The following is a 17801-nucleotide window of genomic DNA, read 5'->3' on the forward strand; positions in this document are numbered from 1 at the left end:
TCTCCTTCGTTCAATCCTCACCCAGCAGCATCGCGTCGATGCCGTCGCACAGGCAGTGGATAGTCAGCAGATGGACTTCGTGGACGCGCGCCGCGCGAGAGGCGGGCACGCTGATCGGAATATCGGTGTCGGACAGCGCGGCCGCGACTGCGCGGCCGTTGCCGCCGGTCAGCGCGACGACGGTCATCTCGCGCTCGTGCGCCTCGTCGATCGCGGCCAGCACGCGTGGCGACGCGCCGCCCGCGTCGAGCACCAGCAGGATGTCGCCCGTCTGCCCGAGCACGCGCACCTGCTGCGCGAACAGCTGATCGGCGGCCGCCGCACCGGTGAGCCCGCCCTGCGACGCATCGGTGGCCAGCGCAATCGCCGGCAGGCCAGGACGCTCGCGCTCGAAGCCGCCGACGAGGGACACGGCAAGGTAGTGCGCAGCGGCAGCCGACGGGCCGTCGCCGCACGCGACGATCTTGTTGCCGTTCGCCAGCGCGGCGAACATCGCATCGACCGCGGCTGCGATCGGCAGCGACAGCGCATCGGCCGCCTCGGCGTGAAGCGCGGCACTGTCGCGGAAATGTTGCTGAATACGTTCGACTGACATCGATTCCTGGTGAACTGGGCGCGTGGCACGCAGCGCGCGACATCATGGGTGCGGCGAGTTTACCGCACTCCGGCGCCCTGTCCGGGGGTACGGCAAGAACTCTTTACATCTCGTCACAGCTCGCGGCTACACATCGTCGGCACGAAATGCGTCGCACAGCCAGTCGAGCCGGCCGGCCTCGAACGCGACGACGTCGAAGCGACACGCGGCGCCCGCGCCGTGCCGCGCCCAGAAACCAAGCGCCGCCGCGATCAGACGCCGCCGCTTGCGCCAGCCGACGCTCGCGGCCGCGCCGCCGTGCCGCGTGCTGCGCCGCGCACGCACCTCGACGAACACGAGCACACCGTCGGGCGCACGCATCACGAGGTCGAGCTCGCCCCCGCGCATCGTCACGTTGGCCGCGACGAACGCGAGGCCGCGACGCTCGAGGAACTGCCGCGCACGCTGCTCGAACGCCGCGCCGACCGGTTTGGATCGCGCGGCGCCGGAAAAGTTGTCGCCGGTGGCCGGCAATCCGCGCGCGCCGCCCGGCGCGGCCGGCTGCGCGTGGCACAATGCCGTCCTTGTTCCGCTTGCGCCGCGATTGCGCGCATTGCCTGCCATGACTGCCCTCCTCGAACTCGCGCAAACGCAGCATTACCCGAGCGCCGCGCTCTACGTGGTCGCGACGCCGATCGGCAACACCGCCGACATCACGCTGCGCGCGCTGCACGTGCTAGCCCTCGCCGACCGCATCGCCGCCGAAGACACCCGCAACACGGGCCAGTTGCTCGCCCGTTACGGGATCTCGAAACCGCTCGTTGCCGTGCACGAGCACAACGAACGCGAAGCCGCACTGCGCGTGATCGAGCAGCTGCGCGCGGGCGAACGCGTGGCGTACGTGTCGGACGCCGGCACGCCCGGCATTTCGGACCCGGGCGCGCGGCTCGTCGACGCCGTGCGCAACGCGGGCTTCGCGGTAGTCCCGCTGCCGGGCGCGAGCGCGGCCGTGACCGCGCTGAGCGTGGCAGGCGACTGGGCCGGCACGTTCACGTTCGCGGGCTTCCTGCCGCCGAAGTCGAAGCAGCGCGCCAGCGCACTGCAGGCACTCGTGCAACATCCGTACGCGCTGGTGTTCTACGAAGCGCCGCACCGGATCGCCGAAACCGTCGCCGCACTGGCCGACGCATTCGGCCCCGCGCGTCGGCTGCTGATCGCGCGCGAGCTCACCAAGCTACACGAGCAGTTGTTCCAGGGCACCCTGGCCGAAGGACAGACCTGGCTCGGCGGCGATGCGAACCGGCAGCGCGGCGAGTTCGTGCTGGTGGTCGAAGGCGCGCCGGCCAATCGCGACGAGGCGGACGACACCGCGCACGACGCGCTGCTCAAGCTGCTGCTGGAAGAAGTGCCGGTAAAGAGCGCGGCGAAGCTCGCGGCGGCGCTGACGGGCGCGTCGCGCAACGCGCTGTATGCGCGCGCGCTGGCGCTGAAGGATGGTTGACGCGCGGCGTGCGCGGCACGAGCCGCTGAAACGAAAAAGGGCTGCCCGAAGGCAGCCCTTTCTGCATGGGCGGACGAACCGTCGCGTTACTTGGACGACAGCGACGCTAACATCTCGTCGCGCGCCTCGCGCGCTTCCTGCGGCGACAGCCCTTCGATCTTCACGCGACCCGTGCCGGCATGCACGAGACCGATGATCTTGGCGGCCGCATACGACAGGTCGAGCACACGCCCACGCTTGAACGGCCCGCGGTCGTTGACCTTCACGACGACCCACTTGCCGGTCGACGCGTTCGTCACCTTGATGTACGAAGACAGCGGCAGCGTGCGATGCGCGGCGGTCAGCGCGTTCATGTTGAAGCGCTCGCCGTTCGCGGTGCGGCGGCCGTGGAAATCGCGGCCATACCACGATGCCCGGCCCGTCTGACGGAAATCCGATACGTCCTTGCCGTCGATCGGCTCGGCATCCGCCAGCGAAGACTTGTTCGCGTCCTTGCTGTCGGCTGCCGGCATCGATGCCAGCGCGGAATCGAAATTGAGTTGTTGCTTGTCGTCGTCCGCTTTCGCGGCGGCGGCCGTCCTGTCGACCGCACCCTTCTGATTGGCGTTGCCGGTGGTCTGGCTGGATGGCACCGCACAGCCCGTCAACGCAAAAAATAATGCAATGGTCCCGAATCGAGTCGGAAATCGAAAATTCATCGACGTGTCGCCTTCTGGTTCGGGCCGCACCGATACAACGCTGCTCAACAACGCGGATACGCGGCCCGGACGGCAAATGCGTGCACGCCCCGCTCGGATGCGAGCAGGCGGCTAGCATGGGCGCGGCTTTCGTCTCGGCCGCAACCGTCCTGATTAGTTTTCACGTCTGGCGCAACCTGTCCCCGGCAGCCTGACCAGACCCCACATGCCGCCATCGAACATGGCTTTCACGTTCGCGCGCGTCGCGTACAGCCAACGCACAGGAACGGCGGCACAGGCCTCATCCGGCGGCGCGGCAGCAGGGCCGCAGGCGGGCGCGCAGCACCCGGCCGGACAAGACGTGAGCACCGAATGCTCGGTGCTGGATACACCGCCGGACTCCCCGGCGGTCGATGCTTGACGGTGAATCCGACGCCCCATTTAACGGGGCCGAAACACCAGCGAATTGCGTGAAATTCACGCGCAATGGGGCGCATTATACATAAATCAAAACCCCATCTCGAAATTCGCCCCTCCCCAGCCATTGATTCTCACTATGGCGGTAACAATCGGATGCTCCGGGATTGCCCGCACGGCGTGCGCCGGGCGGCCCGAAGCTGGGCCGGCGGGCGGCTCGCGCGACCGGTACAATCGGTCCTTTTAGCCGCCGGTGCCCTCATGAAAGTCACGCTCATCCCGGTCACGCCGTTCCAGCAGAACTGCTCGCTGCTCGTCTGCGAAAAGACCGGCCGCGCCGCCGTCGTCGATCCGGGCGGCGATCTCGAACGGATCGAACAGGAGATCGCGCGGCAGAACGTGCAGGTCGAGAAAGTGCTGCTCACGCACGGGCACGTCGATCACTGCGCAGGTGCAAAGGCGCTCGCTACGCATTACGGCGTGCCGATCGTGGGGCCGCAGGAAGACGAACGCTTCTGGATCGAACAACTGCCGATGCAGAGCCAGCGCTTCGGCTTTCCGGCCGCCGAAGCGTTCGAGCCGGACCACTGGTTGAACGACGGCGACACCGTGCAGTTCGGCGACGAGACGCTCGAGGTCTATCACTGCCCGGGCCACACACCCGGCCATGTCGTGTTCTTCAGCCGCGCGCATCGCGTCGCGATCGTCGGCGACGTGCTGTTCGCCGGCTCGATCGGCCGCACCGACTTCCCGCGCGGCAATCACGCGGACCTCGTGCGTTCGATCAAGGAAAAGCTGTGGCCGCTCGGCGACGACGTCACGTTCGTGCCGGGCCACGGCCCTGTGTCCACCTTCGGCGACGAGCGCCGCACGAATCCGTTCGTGTCCGACAAGGCATACGGATGAACCAGACCGCCATCCCCGAAATCTACGTCAGCACCGACGTCGAGGCCGACGGCCCGATTCCCGGCCCGCACTCGATGCTGAGCTTCGCGTCGGCCGCCTATACCGAGGACAAGCAGCTGATCGCGACGTTCTCGGCGAACCTCGAGACGCTGCCCGGCGCCCACGCCCATCCGGTACAGGAAGCGTGGTGGAAAACGGAGCCCGACGCGTGGGCCGCGTGCCGGCGCGATCTGCAGGCACCCGAGGCCGCGCTCGTCGCGTACGTCGAGTGGGTCGAGGCGCTGCCCGGCAAGCCGGTGTTCGTCGCGATGCCGGCCGGCTTCGATTTCACGTTCATGTTCTGGTACATGATGCGCTTCGCGGGCCGCTGCCCGTTCTCGTGGTCGGCACTCGACATCAAGACGCTCGCGTTTGCGATGACGGGCCTGCCATACCGCAAGGCCATCAAGCCGCGCTTTCCGAAGCACTGGTTCGACGATCACCCGCATACGCACGTCGCACTCGACGACGCCATCGAGCAGGGCGCGCTGTTCTGCAACATGCTCGCCGACCTGCGCCGTCAGCAGGCTGCGCTCGCGGGCCTCGCGGTATCCGACACCGACCGGACGGAACACGCGGGGGCGGGGCAAAATCCCACGGATCCACGCGCAAATTAGCGAATCTCGCTCATCGGCACGCCGTCAGATTGCCTTTCCTTTCCCGGCCCTCTAACATTCAGCGTGTTGTAGCTGCCGCATGGAGGCGCAGGTGACGCTCGATTCCTTTTCGCAAAAAATCCTTCGCCTGTTGCAGCTCGACGCGCGCCGTTCCGTTCAGGAAATTTCCGACCAGGTCGGCCTGTCGAGCACGCCGTGCTGGCGCCGCATCAAGGACATGGAACAATCCGGCGTGATCCAGCGCTATACCGCGCTGCTCGATCGCGAGAAACTCGGCCTGCACGTGTGCGCGCTCGCGCACGTGCACCTGACCCGCCACAACGAAGGCGGCGTCGAACAGTTCGAGCGCGAGATCGCGACCTGCCCGGAAGTCACCGAGTGCTACAGCACGACGGGCGAAGCCGATTACATCCTCAAGATCGTTGCGCCCGACATCAAGGCCTACGACGTCTTCCTGCACGAACGGATCTTCAAGATCCCGGCGGTGTCGCAGGTACGCACGAGCGTCGTGCTGCGCGAAATCAAATTCGACACGCAGTTGCCGCTGTAACGCGCGGCGCGCTTCGCGAAAACGCCGGCGTCACGCCGGCGTGGGCAGCGCGCGCGTGAAGCCGATCCGGCGCGCGCCGAACTGACGCTTCAGCGTGTCGACGTCGAGCCGGCCGGCCAGCGCCGCGTCGGTATCGCCCGCATCCACGGCGAGCGTCACGTCGATCTCGAGCCCCGTGCTCAGGTAGTGCAGGTCGATCGCGTCCGCATGCAGCCCGCGCTGCGCGAGCGCGTCGTCGAGCCGCGCCGTGATTTCGACGCGCGGAGGCAGCGCGAGCGCCGGACGGCGCGCCGCATCGTTCTCCGGGTCGACGTGAATCAGCGCATCCAGCACGCGCGGGTCGCGCAACACGCGCGCACGCGCGGTTTCCGCGATGTAGTGTCCTTCCGATACCGAGATCATCGGATCGACCAGGATGTGCGCGTCGACGAGCGCGGCATCGCCCATCTTGCGCGTGCGCAGGTCGTGCACGTCGCGCACGCCGGGGGTCGCCGCGAGCAGCGCACGGATCTCGTCCGTATCGGTCGTGTCGAGCGCGCGATCGGACAGGTCCTGCAGCGCGTCATAGCCGAACGTCCAGCCCATTCGCGCGACCATGAAGCCGACGATCGCGGCCGCGATCGGATCGAGCAGCCGCACCCCGGCCAGGCTGCCGACGATGCCGATCGCCACGACGAGCGACGACGCGGCATCCGAGCGCGCATGCCAGGCGTTCGCAACGAGCATCGCCGAGCGCACGCGCCGAGCCTCGCGCAGCATGTAGCGAAACAGCGCCTCTTTCGACACGAGCACCGTCAGCGCGACGATCAGCGCGGAGAAATGCACGGCCGGGATGTTTTCGAGATTTACGAGGCGATTGCCGGCGCGCCAGAGCATGCCGATACCGACCGCGATCAGGATCGCGCCGAGAAACAGCGATGCAACTGTCTCGTAACGGCTGTGCCCGTAATTGTGGTCGGCGTCCGGCGATGCACCACTATGACGATTCGCAACCAGCACGACAAAATCCGAGATCAAATCGGAAATCGAATGAACACCGTCAGCAATCAATGCCTGCGAATGCGCAACCACGCCCACGACGATCTGAAACGTCGCAAGCACGACATTCAGCACAATACTGACGAGGGTGCTCTTGCGCGCGACCGCGTGCTTATCGGCGCTTTGCGCGTCACCGGAAAACGTGGACATGAAATACGAGATATCGGTTGGGGCACGGAATTCTATCAAACGAAGCCCTCCGGGCATTCCGATAACCCTAAATTTTCCAGTTAAATCAACCGGTTATGCGAACGGGTCGCATTTCCATTCACATGGCATTTCTGACATTTTCATGACATCCCGCATACATTCCGATACCGCCATACAAAAAAGCCGCGCTCCTACACGGATACGCGGCCCTTTTGAGACAACGATTTAAACGTTTGTTTAAATCGAAAATTGTTCGCGGTCCTTGCCGGCGATCCAGCGCGGCGGCTTGCCACGGCCCGACCACGTCGCGCCCGTTTCCGGATCGCGGTATTTTGCCGCCACGCCTGCGCGCGGACGACCGACCTTGCCTGCCTTCGCACGGCTCAGGCCGAGTTCGGCGAGCGAAAAGCCGTAGTCGGCAATTTTCTGCTTCACGTCATTCAGCACTTCAGCGTATTCGCGCGACTTCGCTTCTTCGATTTGCTTCTCCAGCTTCTCCCGCTGGGCCAGCAGGTCCTTGTAAGAAGACATAGTTTCCCTTTCTATATGACCAATGGCACCGGTCTGTAGCCGGCTAGCCATTCATGGAATATTGGTGCCTCGGATTTTCGAAGGCAGAGATTAGCACAAAAAAGATTTGATAGAAGCGGGATTCACGAAAATCCCGAGATCAATTGTAAATCACGTACGCCATTTTGGGCCGCCACGGCCTTTTCTCAAATTTTCTCGCGGTTACATAGAGATTAGGACATTACCAATGGCGTATTAGGCCTATCAGCATACGCAATTACCCTGCATGCGCAAAATCGAAGCTTTCATCCGGCGACAAGTTCGCGAAAATCGCGGCTCGCGGCCTGCCAAACGCTCAAACCGGCATGCGCGACGTCACGTCGCATCACGCGCGCATGCAATCAGCCGATCGCGCAATGCGTCCGAATCCGCCGGAGATACATCGAATGGCGTTCGTACGCGGCGGCCGTCGCAGCGCCAGTCGGCGCCGTGGCGGTCGACGCCGAGCAGTTCGAGCCCGTCGCGACGCGCATCGCTCGCATCGTAGGCGTCCCAAAGCGCCCGTTCTTCGTCGAACCCGAGCGGCGGCAGCGTGTCGAGCCCCGTGCCGTCCACCCAGCCCATCCGGCCGAAGCCGCCGATATAGCGCAGCCGCTCGATGTCCAGCGCCCAGAACGTGAAATCGCCGAGCGCGAGATAGCGCGCGGCGTCCGGTTCGTAGCGCACGTAGCGTGCGGCGACATGCGGATCGTCGCCGAGCGGCACGAAACGGCCGAGCAGCGTCGCGCGCTCGGCATTGAGTACGTCGCCGTCCGGTGCGTCGACGACGAGAAAGCCCGCGCGCGGATCGGCGGCGAGATTGCGCGTATGTTCGGCGAGACTGCTCACGAGAATCACGGGCCGATGGTTTGCATCGGGCGCAAACGGTACGACCGTCGGATACGGAAACCCTTGCGGGTCGCGCGCGTGGGTCGCGAGTGTGCCCAGCGCGCAGCGGTGCAGCAGGTGCAGGGCAAGGGCGGGATCGATGTTCACGGTAACTCCTACGGTCGAAAGACTGACGCGGCGATGACGGCGGACGAGCACGCAATGCGTGCCGCGCGCCGGGCACCGCGCATGCGCATCGATGTTACCTGCGCGCGCGGCATGCCGCGCATCGGCCGGATGGATGGCGGATGCGCCCGTACCGGCGCCACGCAAGGCGGTCCCGATCGGCTGAACGGCAAGTGCGCCGGCAAGACCGTAAGCGGTTCGATAGAATCGGACGAATCAGACGGGCGCGACGCGCCCGCGCATTTTCCATCGAAGAGCATTCCGTGTCCGAATCTTCCTCCCGATCCTCGTCCGATTTCGCCGCCCCGCCCGACGCGCATCGCGTGCTGGCCCTGCCGGTCCGCCAGCGCGCGCGCACGGCGACGATGGCGCTGTTTTTCGTCGCCGGCATGATGTACGCGTCGTGGGGCGTGCACGTGCCGACCGTGCGCGACAAGTTCGCACTGAGCCCGGGGCTGCTGTCGATCGCGCTGTTCGCGGTCGCGGGCGGCTCGATCGCCGCGATGCTGACGATCGCGCGCTGGATCGCGCGCGTCGGCTCGCAAACCGCGTGCCTCGCGGGCGGCCTCGCGCTGTCCGCGTGCGCGGCGCTGATCCTCGTCGTGCCCGACTACTGGACGCTGCTCGCCGTGCTCGCGCTGTTCGGTTTCTCGATGGCCACGCTGGACGTCGCGATGAATGCCGAGGCGAGCGCAGTCGAGATCGCGCTCGGCAAGCCGATCATGTCGTCGCTGCACGGGATGTTCAGCATCGGCGGAATGTCGGGTGCGGCGGCCGGCGGCGCGCTGCTGTCGGCCGGCATGGCGCCGGCCGCGCACCTGGCGCTCGCGGCAGCCGTCAGCGCGGCGGTGCTGCTAGCCGCGAGCCCGGCCGTGCTGCCGCACGTGCCGCATCACGAACACGCGCATGGCGGCGGCAATCGCTGGCGCTCGTCAGCGCTGTGGATGCTCGGCGGCATCGCGCTCGTCGCACTGATCGCCGAAGGCGCGATGTACGACTGGGCGACGGTCTACATGCGCGACGTGGTCGCGGCGAGCCCAGCGCTCGCGAGCGCAGCATATGCCGCATTCTCCGGCGGAATGGCGATCGCGCGCTTCGCGGGCGACGCCGTGCGAGCGCGCTTCGGCGCGCCGCAGCTCGTGTTCGTCAGCGCGTCGCTAGCGTGCGCGGGGATGGCCGGCGCCCTGCTGCTGCCGAACCCGGTAGCGGTGCTGACGGGTTTCACGCTGATGGGCCTCGGCCTCGCGAACATGATGCCGGTGCTGTTCGCCGCGGCCGCGCGCGTGAAAGGAATCCACGCGGCCGAAGGTCTCGCGCACGTGGCCGGGCTCGCGTATTTCGGACTGCTGTTCGGTCCGGTCGTGATCGGCGCGGTCGCGCAAGCCGCGAACCTGACGATCGGGCTGTCGGTGGTCGCGCTGTGCGCGGCGCTCGTCGCGGGCGTCGCGCCGAAGGTGCTCACGCATCTGAAGATCTGACGGGCGCGCCGCGCCTGCTGCGGGGCTCCAAAAAGAAAGCGCGCCTGCATTGCCGCAGGCGCGCTTTCACCCCTTCTGTCGACCGCTTTTCAGCTTACATCTTCACTTCGTCGAGCAGCGTCTTCTTGCCGCTCTTGTAGTTGTACAGCGAAATCACGCCGTGTTGCAGATCGCCCTTCGAGTCGAAGGTCGTCGTGCCGATCACGCCCGTGTAGTTCGTCGCCGGCATTGCCGCGAGAATCTTCGCCGGGTCCGTCGAGTTCGCGCGCTTCATCGCATCGACGATGATGTACACGGCATCGTACGTGAACGGTGCGTAGATCTGGATCGGCTGGCCGAAACGCTTCTCGTACTTCGCCTTGAACGCGGCACCGCCCGGCATCTTCTCGAGCGACGCACCGGCTTCCGAGCACACGATGTTGTCGGTCGCATCGCCGGCCAGGTCGGCCAGCTTTTCCGTGCACACGCCGTCGCCCGCGAAGATCTTCGCGCGCAGGCCGAGCTGCTTCGCCTGTTTCGCGAACGGGCCGCCGGTGGCGTCCATGCCGCCGTACATGATCGCGTCCGGATTCTCGCCCTTGATCTTGGTCAGAATCGCGCGGAAGTCGACCGCCTTGTCGTTGGTCGCGTCGTGCGACATCACCTTCAGGCCGAGCGCCTTCGCCTTCTTCTCGAACTCGTTCGCGAGACCCTGGCCGTAAGCGGTCGAATCGTCGACCACCGCGACGCTCTTGATGCCCTTCGAGTGCGCGTAGTTCGCCAGTGCCGGACCCTGCTGCGCATCGGTCGCCACCACGCGGTACGTGGTCTTGAAGCCTTGCTGCGTGTACGCCGGGTTGGTCGCCGACGGCGAGATCTGCACGATGCCCGCATCGCTGTAGATCTTCGAGGCCGGGATCGACGTGCCCGAGTTCAGATGGCCGACCACCGCGACGACCTTGTCGTCGACGAGCTTCTGCGCAACCTGCGTGGCCTGGCGCGGGTCGGCCGCGTCATCCTGCGCATCCAGTTGCAGCGTGATTTTCTGGCCGCCGATCGTGAGACCCTTGGCGTTGATCTCCTCAACCGCGAGACGTGCACCGTTTTCGTTGTCCTTGCCCAGGTGTGCAATACCGCCCGTCAAGGGCGCGACGTGGCCGATCTTGACGACTTGATCGGCGGCCGCGTTGCTTGCAGCTGCAACGCACAGCATCGCCGCGGCGGTGATCGGCAACAGCTTTTGCATCTTGATATTCATGTAAGTCTCCAGTTTCGGTCCCAATAAACGCCATCGCCCGGTGCCCCGCTGCCATCCCTGTGTTTGCATTCACTGGACGATTCGCCGGTTGCATCGTTCATGCACTTGGCCTCAAGCACGTGGAGAAACAGCCGCTTTTAGCAACTGCCCGCCCGTACTTGCGCGCAAGTGTAGGTGATCAAATTAATTTGTGGGACTTTTTTGGGGTAGTGGTAACACTACCGATACGGCGCTTTGGAATAGCTACTCGAATATCGCTGCAAGCCCCGCCGGATACGGGTTTCCGCTAATCGCCAGAAGCTGGATGAAAGCTCGCTTTGAAGCATTCCCGTGCCATTTCGATTCGGTATTTTGTGCACGGGATCATTGAATGAAACGCGCGTGACAGCACGCGCGTTTCGGGCTCGGCAAAGCACCGTTCAGGCAGCTTTCGAACGGCTCACGCAGGCATCGACACGTTCATGCGGGCGTCGCACGCCATTCGGCATCGAGCGCCGCGACGAGTTGCGATGTCGTCAGCGCAGCGTCGCGGTGCCGCGCGAGCGGCGCGCCCTGCCCGGCCCACAGCGACAGATAGTCGCCGTCGTTCGCGCGCGCGGCCGCCTGGCGCAGCGGCTGCGTCAGCGCGTTCTGCACCGGATACGGCGCGGCGTCGGCGACACGCTCGCCGAGCCGCGTCATCAGCGCGTTGCGCAACCCGCGCGCATGGCGCCCGGTGATCGCGCGCGTCACCTGCGTCGACGTATCGGCGCTCGCGAGCAGGCGTGCCTTCCAGTCGGCCGCGATCGCGCTCTCGGCGCAGGTGAGGAACGCGGTGCCGAGCTGTGCGCCCTGGGCGCCCAGCGCGAGCGCGGCGGCGATCCCGCGGCCGTCCATGATGCCACCCGCGGCGAGCACCGGCAGGCCGGTCGCGTCGACGAGTTGCGGCACCAGCGCGAGCGTGCCGATCAACGCATCGTCGGCCGGGCCGATGAAGGTGCCGCGATGCCCGCCGGCCTCGGCACCCTGAGCGGACAACGCATCGGCGCCGGCCGCCTGCCACGCGAGCCCTTCGGCGACGTGCGTCGCGGTACCGATCACGTAGGTGCCGACGGCCTTCAGACGAGCGACGTCGGCCGCGTCGAGCACGCCGAACGTGAAGCTCGCGACCGGCACGCGCAGTGCGACGAGCGCATCGAGCTGCGCGCGGAAGTCGGGCGCATACCGCGCGGGCGTGGTGCCCGGCGGCAACCCGAGCGATGCATTCAGCGGATCGATCGCGGCGAGCGCACGCGCGACCGTCGCCGCGTCGGGCGATGCATCGGGCAGCACGAACAGGTTCACGGCGAACGGACGATCGGTCGCCGCGCGAATGGCGTCGACTTCGGTCGCGAGGCGATCGGGCGCGAATGCGCCGGCGCCGAGACTGCCGAGCGCGCCGGCATTGGATGCGGCCGCGACCATTGCGGCCGTGGTCGCGCCGACCATCGGCGCCTGCACGAGCGGCAGGCGCAGGCCGAAGCGTGCCGAAAACGGTGTGGAGAATGAACGGGCGGACATGGCGAATCCTTCGATGATGATGCGCGAAAGCGCTTTGTAAAGGCCGACCCATCGACTCTATCGAAGCGGCGCGGCGCCGAAAAATGAATAATCGAGATCGAAACGATCGCTGCGCGAGAAACGGGTTCGACAGCACGCGGGAGAAGCACGTCCGCATCGCGGGCGCGAGCGCTGCACCGCCCGGGGATTGGTGGCACACTAGGCCGCCCCTCTTCCACCCACGGCGCGCATCTCGCACGCCCGTTCGCCAGGAGTTCAAACGTGACTGCCCAATGGATCGACATCCCGACCGGTAACGACAGCTTCGGCGGCTATCTCGCGCTGCCCAAGCGCGGCAAAGGTCCCGCCGTCATCATCATCCAGGAGATCTTCGGCGTGAACTCGCACATCCGTGCGGTCGCGGATCAGTACGCGGCCGACGGTTTCGTCGCGCTCGCGCCGGACGTGTTCTGGCGCACGCAGCCGCGCGTCGAGCTGACCTATGAAGGCGCCGATCGCGACAAAGGCATCGAGCTGATGAAGAAGACCGACATCGGCCTCGCGGTCGCGGACATCGGCGCGGCCGCCGACGCGCTGCGCGCGCGCCCCGAAGTCGCCGGCAAGATCGCCGCGATCGGCTACTGCTTCGGCGGCCAGCTGGCGTACCGCGCGGCAGCCGCGGGCAAGGTCGATGCGGCGGTCGCCTACTACGGCGGCGGCATCCAGAATGCGCTCGACCTCGCCGGCAAGGTCACGCAGCCGATCCTGTTCCACTACGCGGAAAACGATCACGGGATCCCGCTCGAGGCCGTCGAACAGGTGAAGGGCGCATTCGCGGGCCGCGGCAACGCGTCGTTCCACGTGTACCCGGGCGCCGAGCACGGCTTCAACTGCACGGACCGTGCGTCGTACCATCAGCGCGCATCGGCGCTCGCGCACGGCCGCACGCTGACGTTCCTCGCCGAGCAGCTGTAAGAGTAAGCGGGGCCGGCACGCCGGGCCCCGCGTTATTCTCCTTTCATCGCCACGAGTCACAACGGGGGTGACAGCGATGCACTCGGACTATCTCGCGCATGACGCGATCGGCCTCGCCGCGCTCGTGCGCGAACGCAAGGCGAGCCCGCGCGAACTGCTCGACGCCGCGATCGGACAGGCCGAAGCGGTCAATGGCGCGGTCAACGCGATCGTGCTGCAGGACTACGAGGCCGCGCGCAAGCGGACGGAGCCGACCGGCGATGCCGGCGCCGACGCACCGTTCGCCGGCGTCCCGTATCTCGTGAAGGATCTCGGCGCGGCTGTCGCCGGGCTGCCGCTGTCGATGGGCAGCCGGCACTACCGCTACTTCGTGCCCGCCGACGATTCCCCGGTGATCGCGCGAAGCCGCGCGGCGGGGCTCAACGTGTTCGGCAAGACCAACACGTCCGAGATCGGCCAGATGCCGTACACCGAACCCCAGTTGTTCGGCGCGTGCCGCAACCCGTGGAACCTCGATCACACGCCGGGCGGTTCGAGCGGCGGCGCGGCGGCGGCCGTCGCGGCCGGCATCGTGCCGATCGCGCATGCGTCCGACGGCGGCGGCTCGATCCGGATTCCGGCGTCGTGCTGCGGGCTGTTCGGCCTGAAGCCAAGCCGCAACCCGTTGCTGGTCGACCTGCCGTCGAACGGCGAGCTGGTCGTGCAGCACGCCGTCGCGCGCAGTGTGCGCGACAGCGCACTGCTGCTCGACGTGACGACCGGCCAGACGTTGCCGCCCGGCGCGCCGGGCACCTACCTCGGCGCACTCGACACGCCGCCCGGTCCGCTGCGGATCGGTCTCGTCGCCGATCCGATGCTCGCGCCCGCGCTCGCCGGCGATACGCTCGCCGCGCTGGACGACGCGGCCGCCCTCGTCGAATCGCTCGGCCATCACGTCGAACCGGCGACGCTGAACATCGACCATGCCCGCGCGGCCGAAACCTTCCTCACGCTGTGGGCGACGATCGCCGAGGAGATGGTGCTCGGCGCGCGCGCGCTGACCGGGCGCAACCCGAAGCGCAACGAGTTCGAACCCGCGACGTGGGCGATGGCGGTCGTCGGCCGGCGCCTGGCGCGTGCGCGCCTGCCGGACGTGCTCGAATGGCAGCGCCAGCTCACCGTGCAGGTGGCCGGCCTCGTGTCGCGCTACGACGCGATTCTGTGCGCGACGCTCGCGGGCCCGCCGGTCAAGATCGGCGAGCTGCAGCCGACGCCGTTCGAAGCCGCGCAGATGAAGCTGCTCGGCGCGCTACCGGTGAAGCCGCTGCTGCAGGAAATGCTGTCGAAGGCATCGGAGAAGGCGTTCGCGTGGGCCGGCTGCACCGAGCTGTTCAACTTGACCGGGCAGCCCGCGATGTCGGTGCCGCTCTACTGGAACGCGCGCGGGCTGCCGATCGGCGTGCAGTTCGTCGCCCGCCATGCCGACGATGCGCTGCTGCTCCGGCTCGCGCGCCAGCTCGAACAGGCGCGGCCGTGGTTCGACCGGCGCCCGCCGCTGATGCAGGCGCAGCGCTGAACCGGGTCGAGCCGAACCGGGCCGCGGCGATAAAAAAAGCCCCGCCGGAGGAACCGGCGAGGCTTTTCGCACGCGGGCGTCGCGCGGTGCTTAACCGGCGAGTCGATCGCAGATCGTCCGGGTCGCGGACGCCGCGTTCAGCGTGTAGAAGTGCAGTCCCGGCACGCCCGCGTCGATCAGGCGCCGGCACAGATCGGTGACGACATCCGCGCCGAATGCACGGATCGCGTCGCGATCGTCGCCGAAGCTCTCGAGCCGGCGCGCGACCCAGCGCGGCACTTCCGCGCCGCACATTTCCGAGAAGCGCATCAGTTGCGAGAAGTTCGTGATCGGCATGATGCCGGGCACGATCGGCACGTCCACACCCAGCTTGCGCGCATCGTCGACGAAGCGGAAATACGCATCGGCGTTGAAGAAGTACTGCGTGATCGCGGAATTCGCGCCGGCCTTCACCTTGCGCGCGAAGTTCTCGAGATCGGCCTTGGGCGAACGCGACTGCGGGTGGTACTCCGGATAGCCCGCGACTTCGATGTGGAACCAGTCGCCATGCTCGGCGCGGATGAAGCTCACGAGCTCGGACGCATAACGCAGCTCGCCAACCGCGCCCATCCCCGACGGCAGGTCGCCGCGCAGCGCGACGATATGCCGGATGCCGTGCGAGCGGTACTGGTCGAGGATCGCGCGCAGGCTGTCGCGCGACGAGCCGATGCACGACAGGTGGGGGGCGGCCTCGAGGCCGTCTTTCTGCATGTCGAGCACGGTATCGAGCGTGCCCTGCTGCGTCGAGCCGCCGGCGCCGAACGTCACGGAGACGAATTTCGGCTTCAGCGGCAGCAACTGCGCACGCGTCGCGCGCAGCTTCTCGACGCCCTCCGCCGTTTTCGGCGGGAAGAATTCAAACGAGAGTTCGATCGGTTTCATGATTCGGAAGAGAGGCCCGCGCCGTCAGCCGAAGTCGCGCTGCCCGAAGATCAGCGCGGACAGCAGCCACGACACGATGCTGTACAGGATCGAACCGAAGAAGGCGGACCAGAAACCCGACACCTCGAAGCCCTTCAGCAGCGACGACGCGAACCAGAAGCACAACGCGTTCACGACGAGGATGAACACCCCGAGCGTGACGATCGTGACAGGCAGCGTCAGCAGGATCAGCACCGGACGAATCACCGTGTTGATCAGGCCCAGCACGACCGCGATGATCAGCGCGGTGCCGAAGCTCTTGATGTGGATCGACGGCACGAGGTACGTGATGATCAGCAGCGCGAGGGCGTTGATGACCCAGGTGAGGATGACGCTCATGGAGGGCTCCGGTTCGGTTGTCGATCTGTGCGGTCAGGCGCCGCTGCCGCGCCGCGCGCCCCGTAACGGGGCACGCACGGCGCGGCAGCGGCGGCGCATCAGTAGCGGTAGTGGTTCGGCTTGAACGGGCCGTCCTTCTGCACGCCGATGTACGAAGCCTGCTCGTCCGACAGCACGGACAGGTTCGCGCCGATGCGCGCGAGGTGCAGGCGCGCCACCTTTTCATCGAGATGTTTCGGCAGCACGTACACCTTGTTCTCGTACTCGCCGCCGCGCACGAACAGCTCGATCTGCGCGAGCGTCTGGTTCGCGAACGAGTTCGACATCACGAACGACGGGTGGCCGGTCGCGCAGCCGAGGTTCACCAGGCGGCCTTCGGCCAGCAGGATCACGCGCTTGCCGTCCGGGAAGATGATGTGGTCGACCTGCGGCTTGATGTTTTCCCACTGGTACTGGCGGGTCGACGCGACGTCGATTTCCGAGTCGAAGTGGCCGATGTTGCAGACGATCGCGTTGTGGCGCATCGCCTTCATGTGATCGTGGTTGATCACGTGGTAGTTGCCGGTCGCCGTCACGAAGATGTCGGCCTTGTCGGCCGCGTATTCCATCGTCACGACGCGGTAGCCTTCCATCGCCGCCTGCAGCGCGCAGATCGGATCGATTTCGGTGACCCACACGGTCGCGCCGAGGCCGCGCAGCGATTGCGCGCAGCCCTTGCCCACGTCGCCGTAGCCCGCGACGACCGCGACCTTGCCCGCGATCATCACGTCGGTCGCACGCTTGATGCCGTCGACGAGCGATTCACGGCAGCCGTACAGGTTGTCGAACTTCGACTTGGTGACCGAGTCGTTCACGTTGAACGCCGGGAACGGCAGGCGGCCGTCCTTTTCCATCTGGTACAGGCGGTGCACGCCGGTCGTGGTTTCTTCGGTCACGCCCTTGATGTGCGCGAGGCGCTTCGAGTACCAGGTCGCATCGATGTCGAGGTGCTTCTCGATCGACTTGTACAGTGCGACTTCTTCCTCGTTGGTCGGCTTCGCGATCACCGAACGGTCCTTTTCGGCCTTCGAGCCGAGGATCAGCAGCAGCGTTGCGTCGCCGCCGTCGTCCAGGATCATGTTCGCGAATTCACCGTTCGGCCATTCGAAGATGCGGTGCGAGAACTCCCAGTATTCGTCGAGCGACTCGCCCTTGAACGCGAACACCGGCGTGCCCGATTCGACGATCGCGGCAGCAGCGTGGTCCTGCGTCGAGAAGATGTTGCACGAGGCCCAGCGGACGTCCGCGCCGAGCGCCTTCAGCGTCTCGATCAGCACGCCGGTCTGGATCGTCATGTGCAGCGAACCCGCGATGCGCGCGCCCTTCAGCGGCTGCTGCGCCTTGTATTCGTCGCGGATCTGCACGAGGCCCGGCATTTCGGTCTCGGCGATGTTCAATTCCTTGCGGCCCCAGCCGGCAAGCGCCATGTCGGCGACGACGTAATCCTTGGAAGCCTGGGAATCGATAATGGCGTTCATCACGCCCTCCTTTCTAAAAAGTTTCTAGATTGGTGACGTGAGCGCCGTTCAGGAAGCGGGGCCGGCGCGAATCCAACGTCTCGCCGCACGGCTGCTTGGTGAAGCTCTCCGAGCCTGGCGGACACAGAAGGTCCGTCGCAACGCTCCTCGGAAAACGGGAGGGATTGTAGCAAATCGGCGCGAGAATTGC

The 17801-nt window shown here is 66.4% G+C and carries 18 protein-coding genes and 1 riboswitch; of the genes, 7 read left to right on the top strand and 11 right to left on the bottom strand.

Going from position 1 to position 17801, the window contains the following annotated elements; translation table 11 throughout:
- Window positions 1-10: 10 nt before the first annotated feature.
- Together DIE13_RS20300 and DIE13_RS20305 are read right to left on the bottom strand one after the other, a co-directional pair.
- A complete protein-coding gene (locus DIE13_RS20300; protein ID WP_124828764.1) occupies window positions 11-595 on the bottom strand; it encodes an SIS domain-containing protein in 585 nt (194 codons plus the stop codon).
- A 126-nt stretch (window positions 596-721) separates the two neighbouring features.
- A complete protein-coding gene (locus DIE13_RS20305; protein WP_175761677.1) occupies window positions 722-1150 on the bottom strand; it encodes a YraN family protein in 429 nt (142 codons plus the stop codon).
- Window positions 1151-1196: 46 nt separating this feature from the next.
- On the opposite strand from DIE13_RS20305, the gene rsmI reads away from it, so the two are divergent.
- Complete coding sequence (gene rsmI, locus DIE13_RS20310) at window positions 1197-2075, top strand: 16S rRNA (cytidine(1402)-2'-O)-methyltransferase (protein ID WP_124828766.1); 879 nt, start codon at window positions 1197-1199, stop codon at window positions 2073-2075.
- An 86-nt stretch (window positions 2076-2161) separates the two neighbouring features.
- Here rsmI and DIE13_RS20315 read toward each other — a convergent pair whose 3' ends face one another.
- Window positions 2162-2773 (bottom strand): septal ring lytic transglycosylase RlpA family protein, encoded by a 612-nt coding sequence (locus DIE13_RS20315; protein WP_124828767.1) that lies wholly within the window; start codon window positions 2771-2773, stop codon window positions 2162-2164.
- Between the two features lie 657 nt (window positions 2774-3430).
- Between DIE13_RS20315 and DIE13_RS20320 the strand changes: the two genes are divergently transcribed.
- From DIE13_RS20320 to DIE13_RS20330, 3 genes are all read left to right on the top strand, one after another.
- Window positions 3431-4075 carry an MBL fold metallo-hydrolase gene (locus tag DIE13_RS20320; RefSeq protein WP_124828768.1) on the top strand — a complete coding sequence of 215 codons (645 nt, stop codon included), beginning with the start codon at window positions 3431-3433 and terminating at the stop codon, window positions 4073-4075.
- Window positions 4072-4731, top strand: coding sequence for an exonuclease (locus tag DIE13_RS20325; RefSeq protein ID WP_124828769.1), 660 nt, complete (start codon window positions 4072-4074; stop codon window positions 4729-4731). The genes DIE13_RS20320 and DIE13_RS20325 overlap by 4 nt, the downstream gene beginning before the upstream one ends.
- A gap of 79 nt (window positions 4732-4810) precedes the next feature.
- Entirely contained in the window at window positions 4811-5281 is a 471-nt protein-coding gene (locus DIE13_RS20330) for an Lrp/AsnC family transcriptional regulator (RefSeq protein ID WP_006477376.1), read from the top strand.
- 30 nt (window positions 5282-5311) lie between these two features.
- Here the strand turns inward: DIE13_RS20330 and DIE13_RS20335 are convergent, their stop codons facing one another.
- From DIE13_RS20335 to DIE13_RS20345, 3 genes are all read right to left on the bottom strand, one after another.
- Window positions 5312-6469, bottom strand: a complete 1158-nt coding sequence (locus DIE13_RS20335; protein ID WP_124828770.1) for a cation diffusion facilitator family transporter — start codon at window positions 6467-6469, stop codon at window positions 5312-5314.
- Between the two features lie 237 nt (window positions 6470-6706).
- Window positions 6707-7000, bottom strand: a complete 294-nt coding sequence (locus tag DIE13_RS20340; RefSeq protein ID WP_096508184.1) for an H-NS family nucleoid-associated regulatory protein — start codon at window positions 6998-7000, stop codon at window positions 6707-6709.
- Window positions 7001-7354: 354 nt separating this feature from the next.
- On the bottom strand, window positions 7355-8014 hold the full coding sequence (locus DIE13_RS20345) for a HugZ family protein (RefSeq protein ID WP_124828771.1): 660 nt from the start codon (window positions 8012-8014) through the stop codon (window positions 7355-7357).
- A gap of 281 nt (window positions 8015-8295) precedes the next feature.
- Between DIE13_RS20345 and DIE13_RS20350 the strand changes: the two genes are divergently transcribed.
- A complete protein-coding gene (locus DIE13_RS20350) occupies window positions 8296-9510 on the top strand; it encodes an MFS transporter (RefSeq protein ID WP_124828772.1) in 1215 nt (404 codons plus the stop codon).
- Between the two features lie 94 nt (window positions 9511-9604).
- Here the strand turns inward: DIE13_RS20350 and DIE13_RS20355 are convergent, their stop codons facing one another.
- Together DIE13_RS20355 and DIE13_RS20360 are read right to left on the bottom strand one after the other, a co-directional pair.
- Window positions 9605-10747: a branched-chain amino acid ABC transporter substrate-binding protein gene (locus DIE13_RS20355; protein ID WP_124828773.1), complete on the bottom strand. Its 1143-nt coding sequence runs from the start codon at window positions 10745-10747 to the stop codon at window positions 9605-9607.
- Between the two features lie 459 nt (window positions 10748-11206).
- Window positions 11207-12286, bottom strand: coding sequence for an NAD(P)H-dependent flavin oxidoreductase (locus DIE13_RS20360; protein ID WP_124828774.1), 1080 nt, complete (start codon window positions 12284-12286; stop codon window positions 11207-11209).
- 261 nt (window positions 12287-12547) lie between these two features.
- On the opposite strand from DIE13_RS20360, the gene DIE13_RS20365 reads away from it, so the two are divergent.
- Together DIE13_RS20365 and DIE13_RS20370 are read left to right on the top strand one after the other, a co-directional pair.
- Entirely contained in the window at window positions 12548-13240 is a 693-nt protein-coding gene (locus tag DIE13_RS20365) for a dienelactone hydrolase family protein (protein ID WP_096508180.1), read from the top strand.
- A 76-nt stretch (window positions 13241-13316) separates the two neighbouring features.
- The gene (locus DIE13_RS20370) at window positions 13317-14795 is read left to right on the top strand and encodes an amidase (protein ID WP_124828853.1); all 1479 of its coding nucleotides are present in this window, start codon (window positions 13317-13319) and stop codon (window positions 14793-14795) included.
- A 90-nt stretch (window positions 14796-14885) separates the two neighbouring features.
- Here the strand turns inward: DIE13_RS20370 and metF are convergent, their stop codons facing one another.
- From metF to ahcY, 3 genes are all read right to left on the bottom strand, one after another.
- Window positions 14886-15716 carry a methylenetetrahydrofolate reductase [NAD(P)H] gene (gene metF / locus DIE13_RS20375; protein WP_096508178.1) on the bottom strand — a complete coding sequence of 277 codons (831 nt, stop codon included), beginning with the start codon at window positions 15714-15716 and terminating at the stop codon, window positions 14886-14888.
- Between the two features lie 24 nt (window positions 15717-15740).
- Entirely contained in the window at window positions 15741-16094 is a 354-nt protein-coding gene (locus tag DIE13_RS20380) for a phage holin family protein (protein WP_096508177.1), read from the bottom strand.
- 98 nt (window positions 16095-16192) lie between these two features.
- The gene (gene ahcY / locus DIE13_RS20385; RefSeq protein WP_124828775.1) at window positions 16193-17611 is read right to left on the bottom strand and encodes an adenosylhomocysteinase; all 1419 of its coding nucleotides are present in this window, start codon (window positions 17609-17611) and stop codon (window positions 16193-16195) included.
- 32 nt (window positions 17612-17643) lie between these two features.
- Window positions 17644-17766, bottom strand: a riboswitch (S-adenosyl-L-homocysteine riboswitch).
- Window positions 17767-17801: the final 35 nt, after the last annotated feature.

Origin of the sequence: Burkholderia sp. Bp9016 (assembly GCF_003857765.1) — a bacterium.
Classification (GTDB): Bacteria; Pseudomonadota; Gammaproteobacteria; order Burkholderiales; family Burkholderiaceae; genus Burkholderia.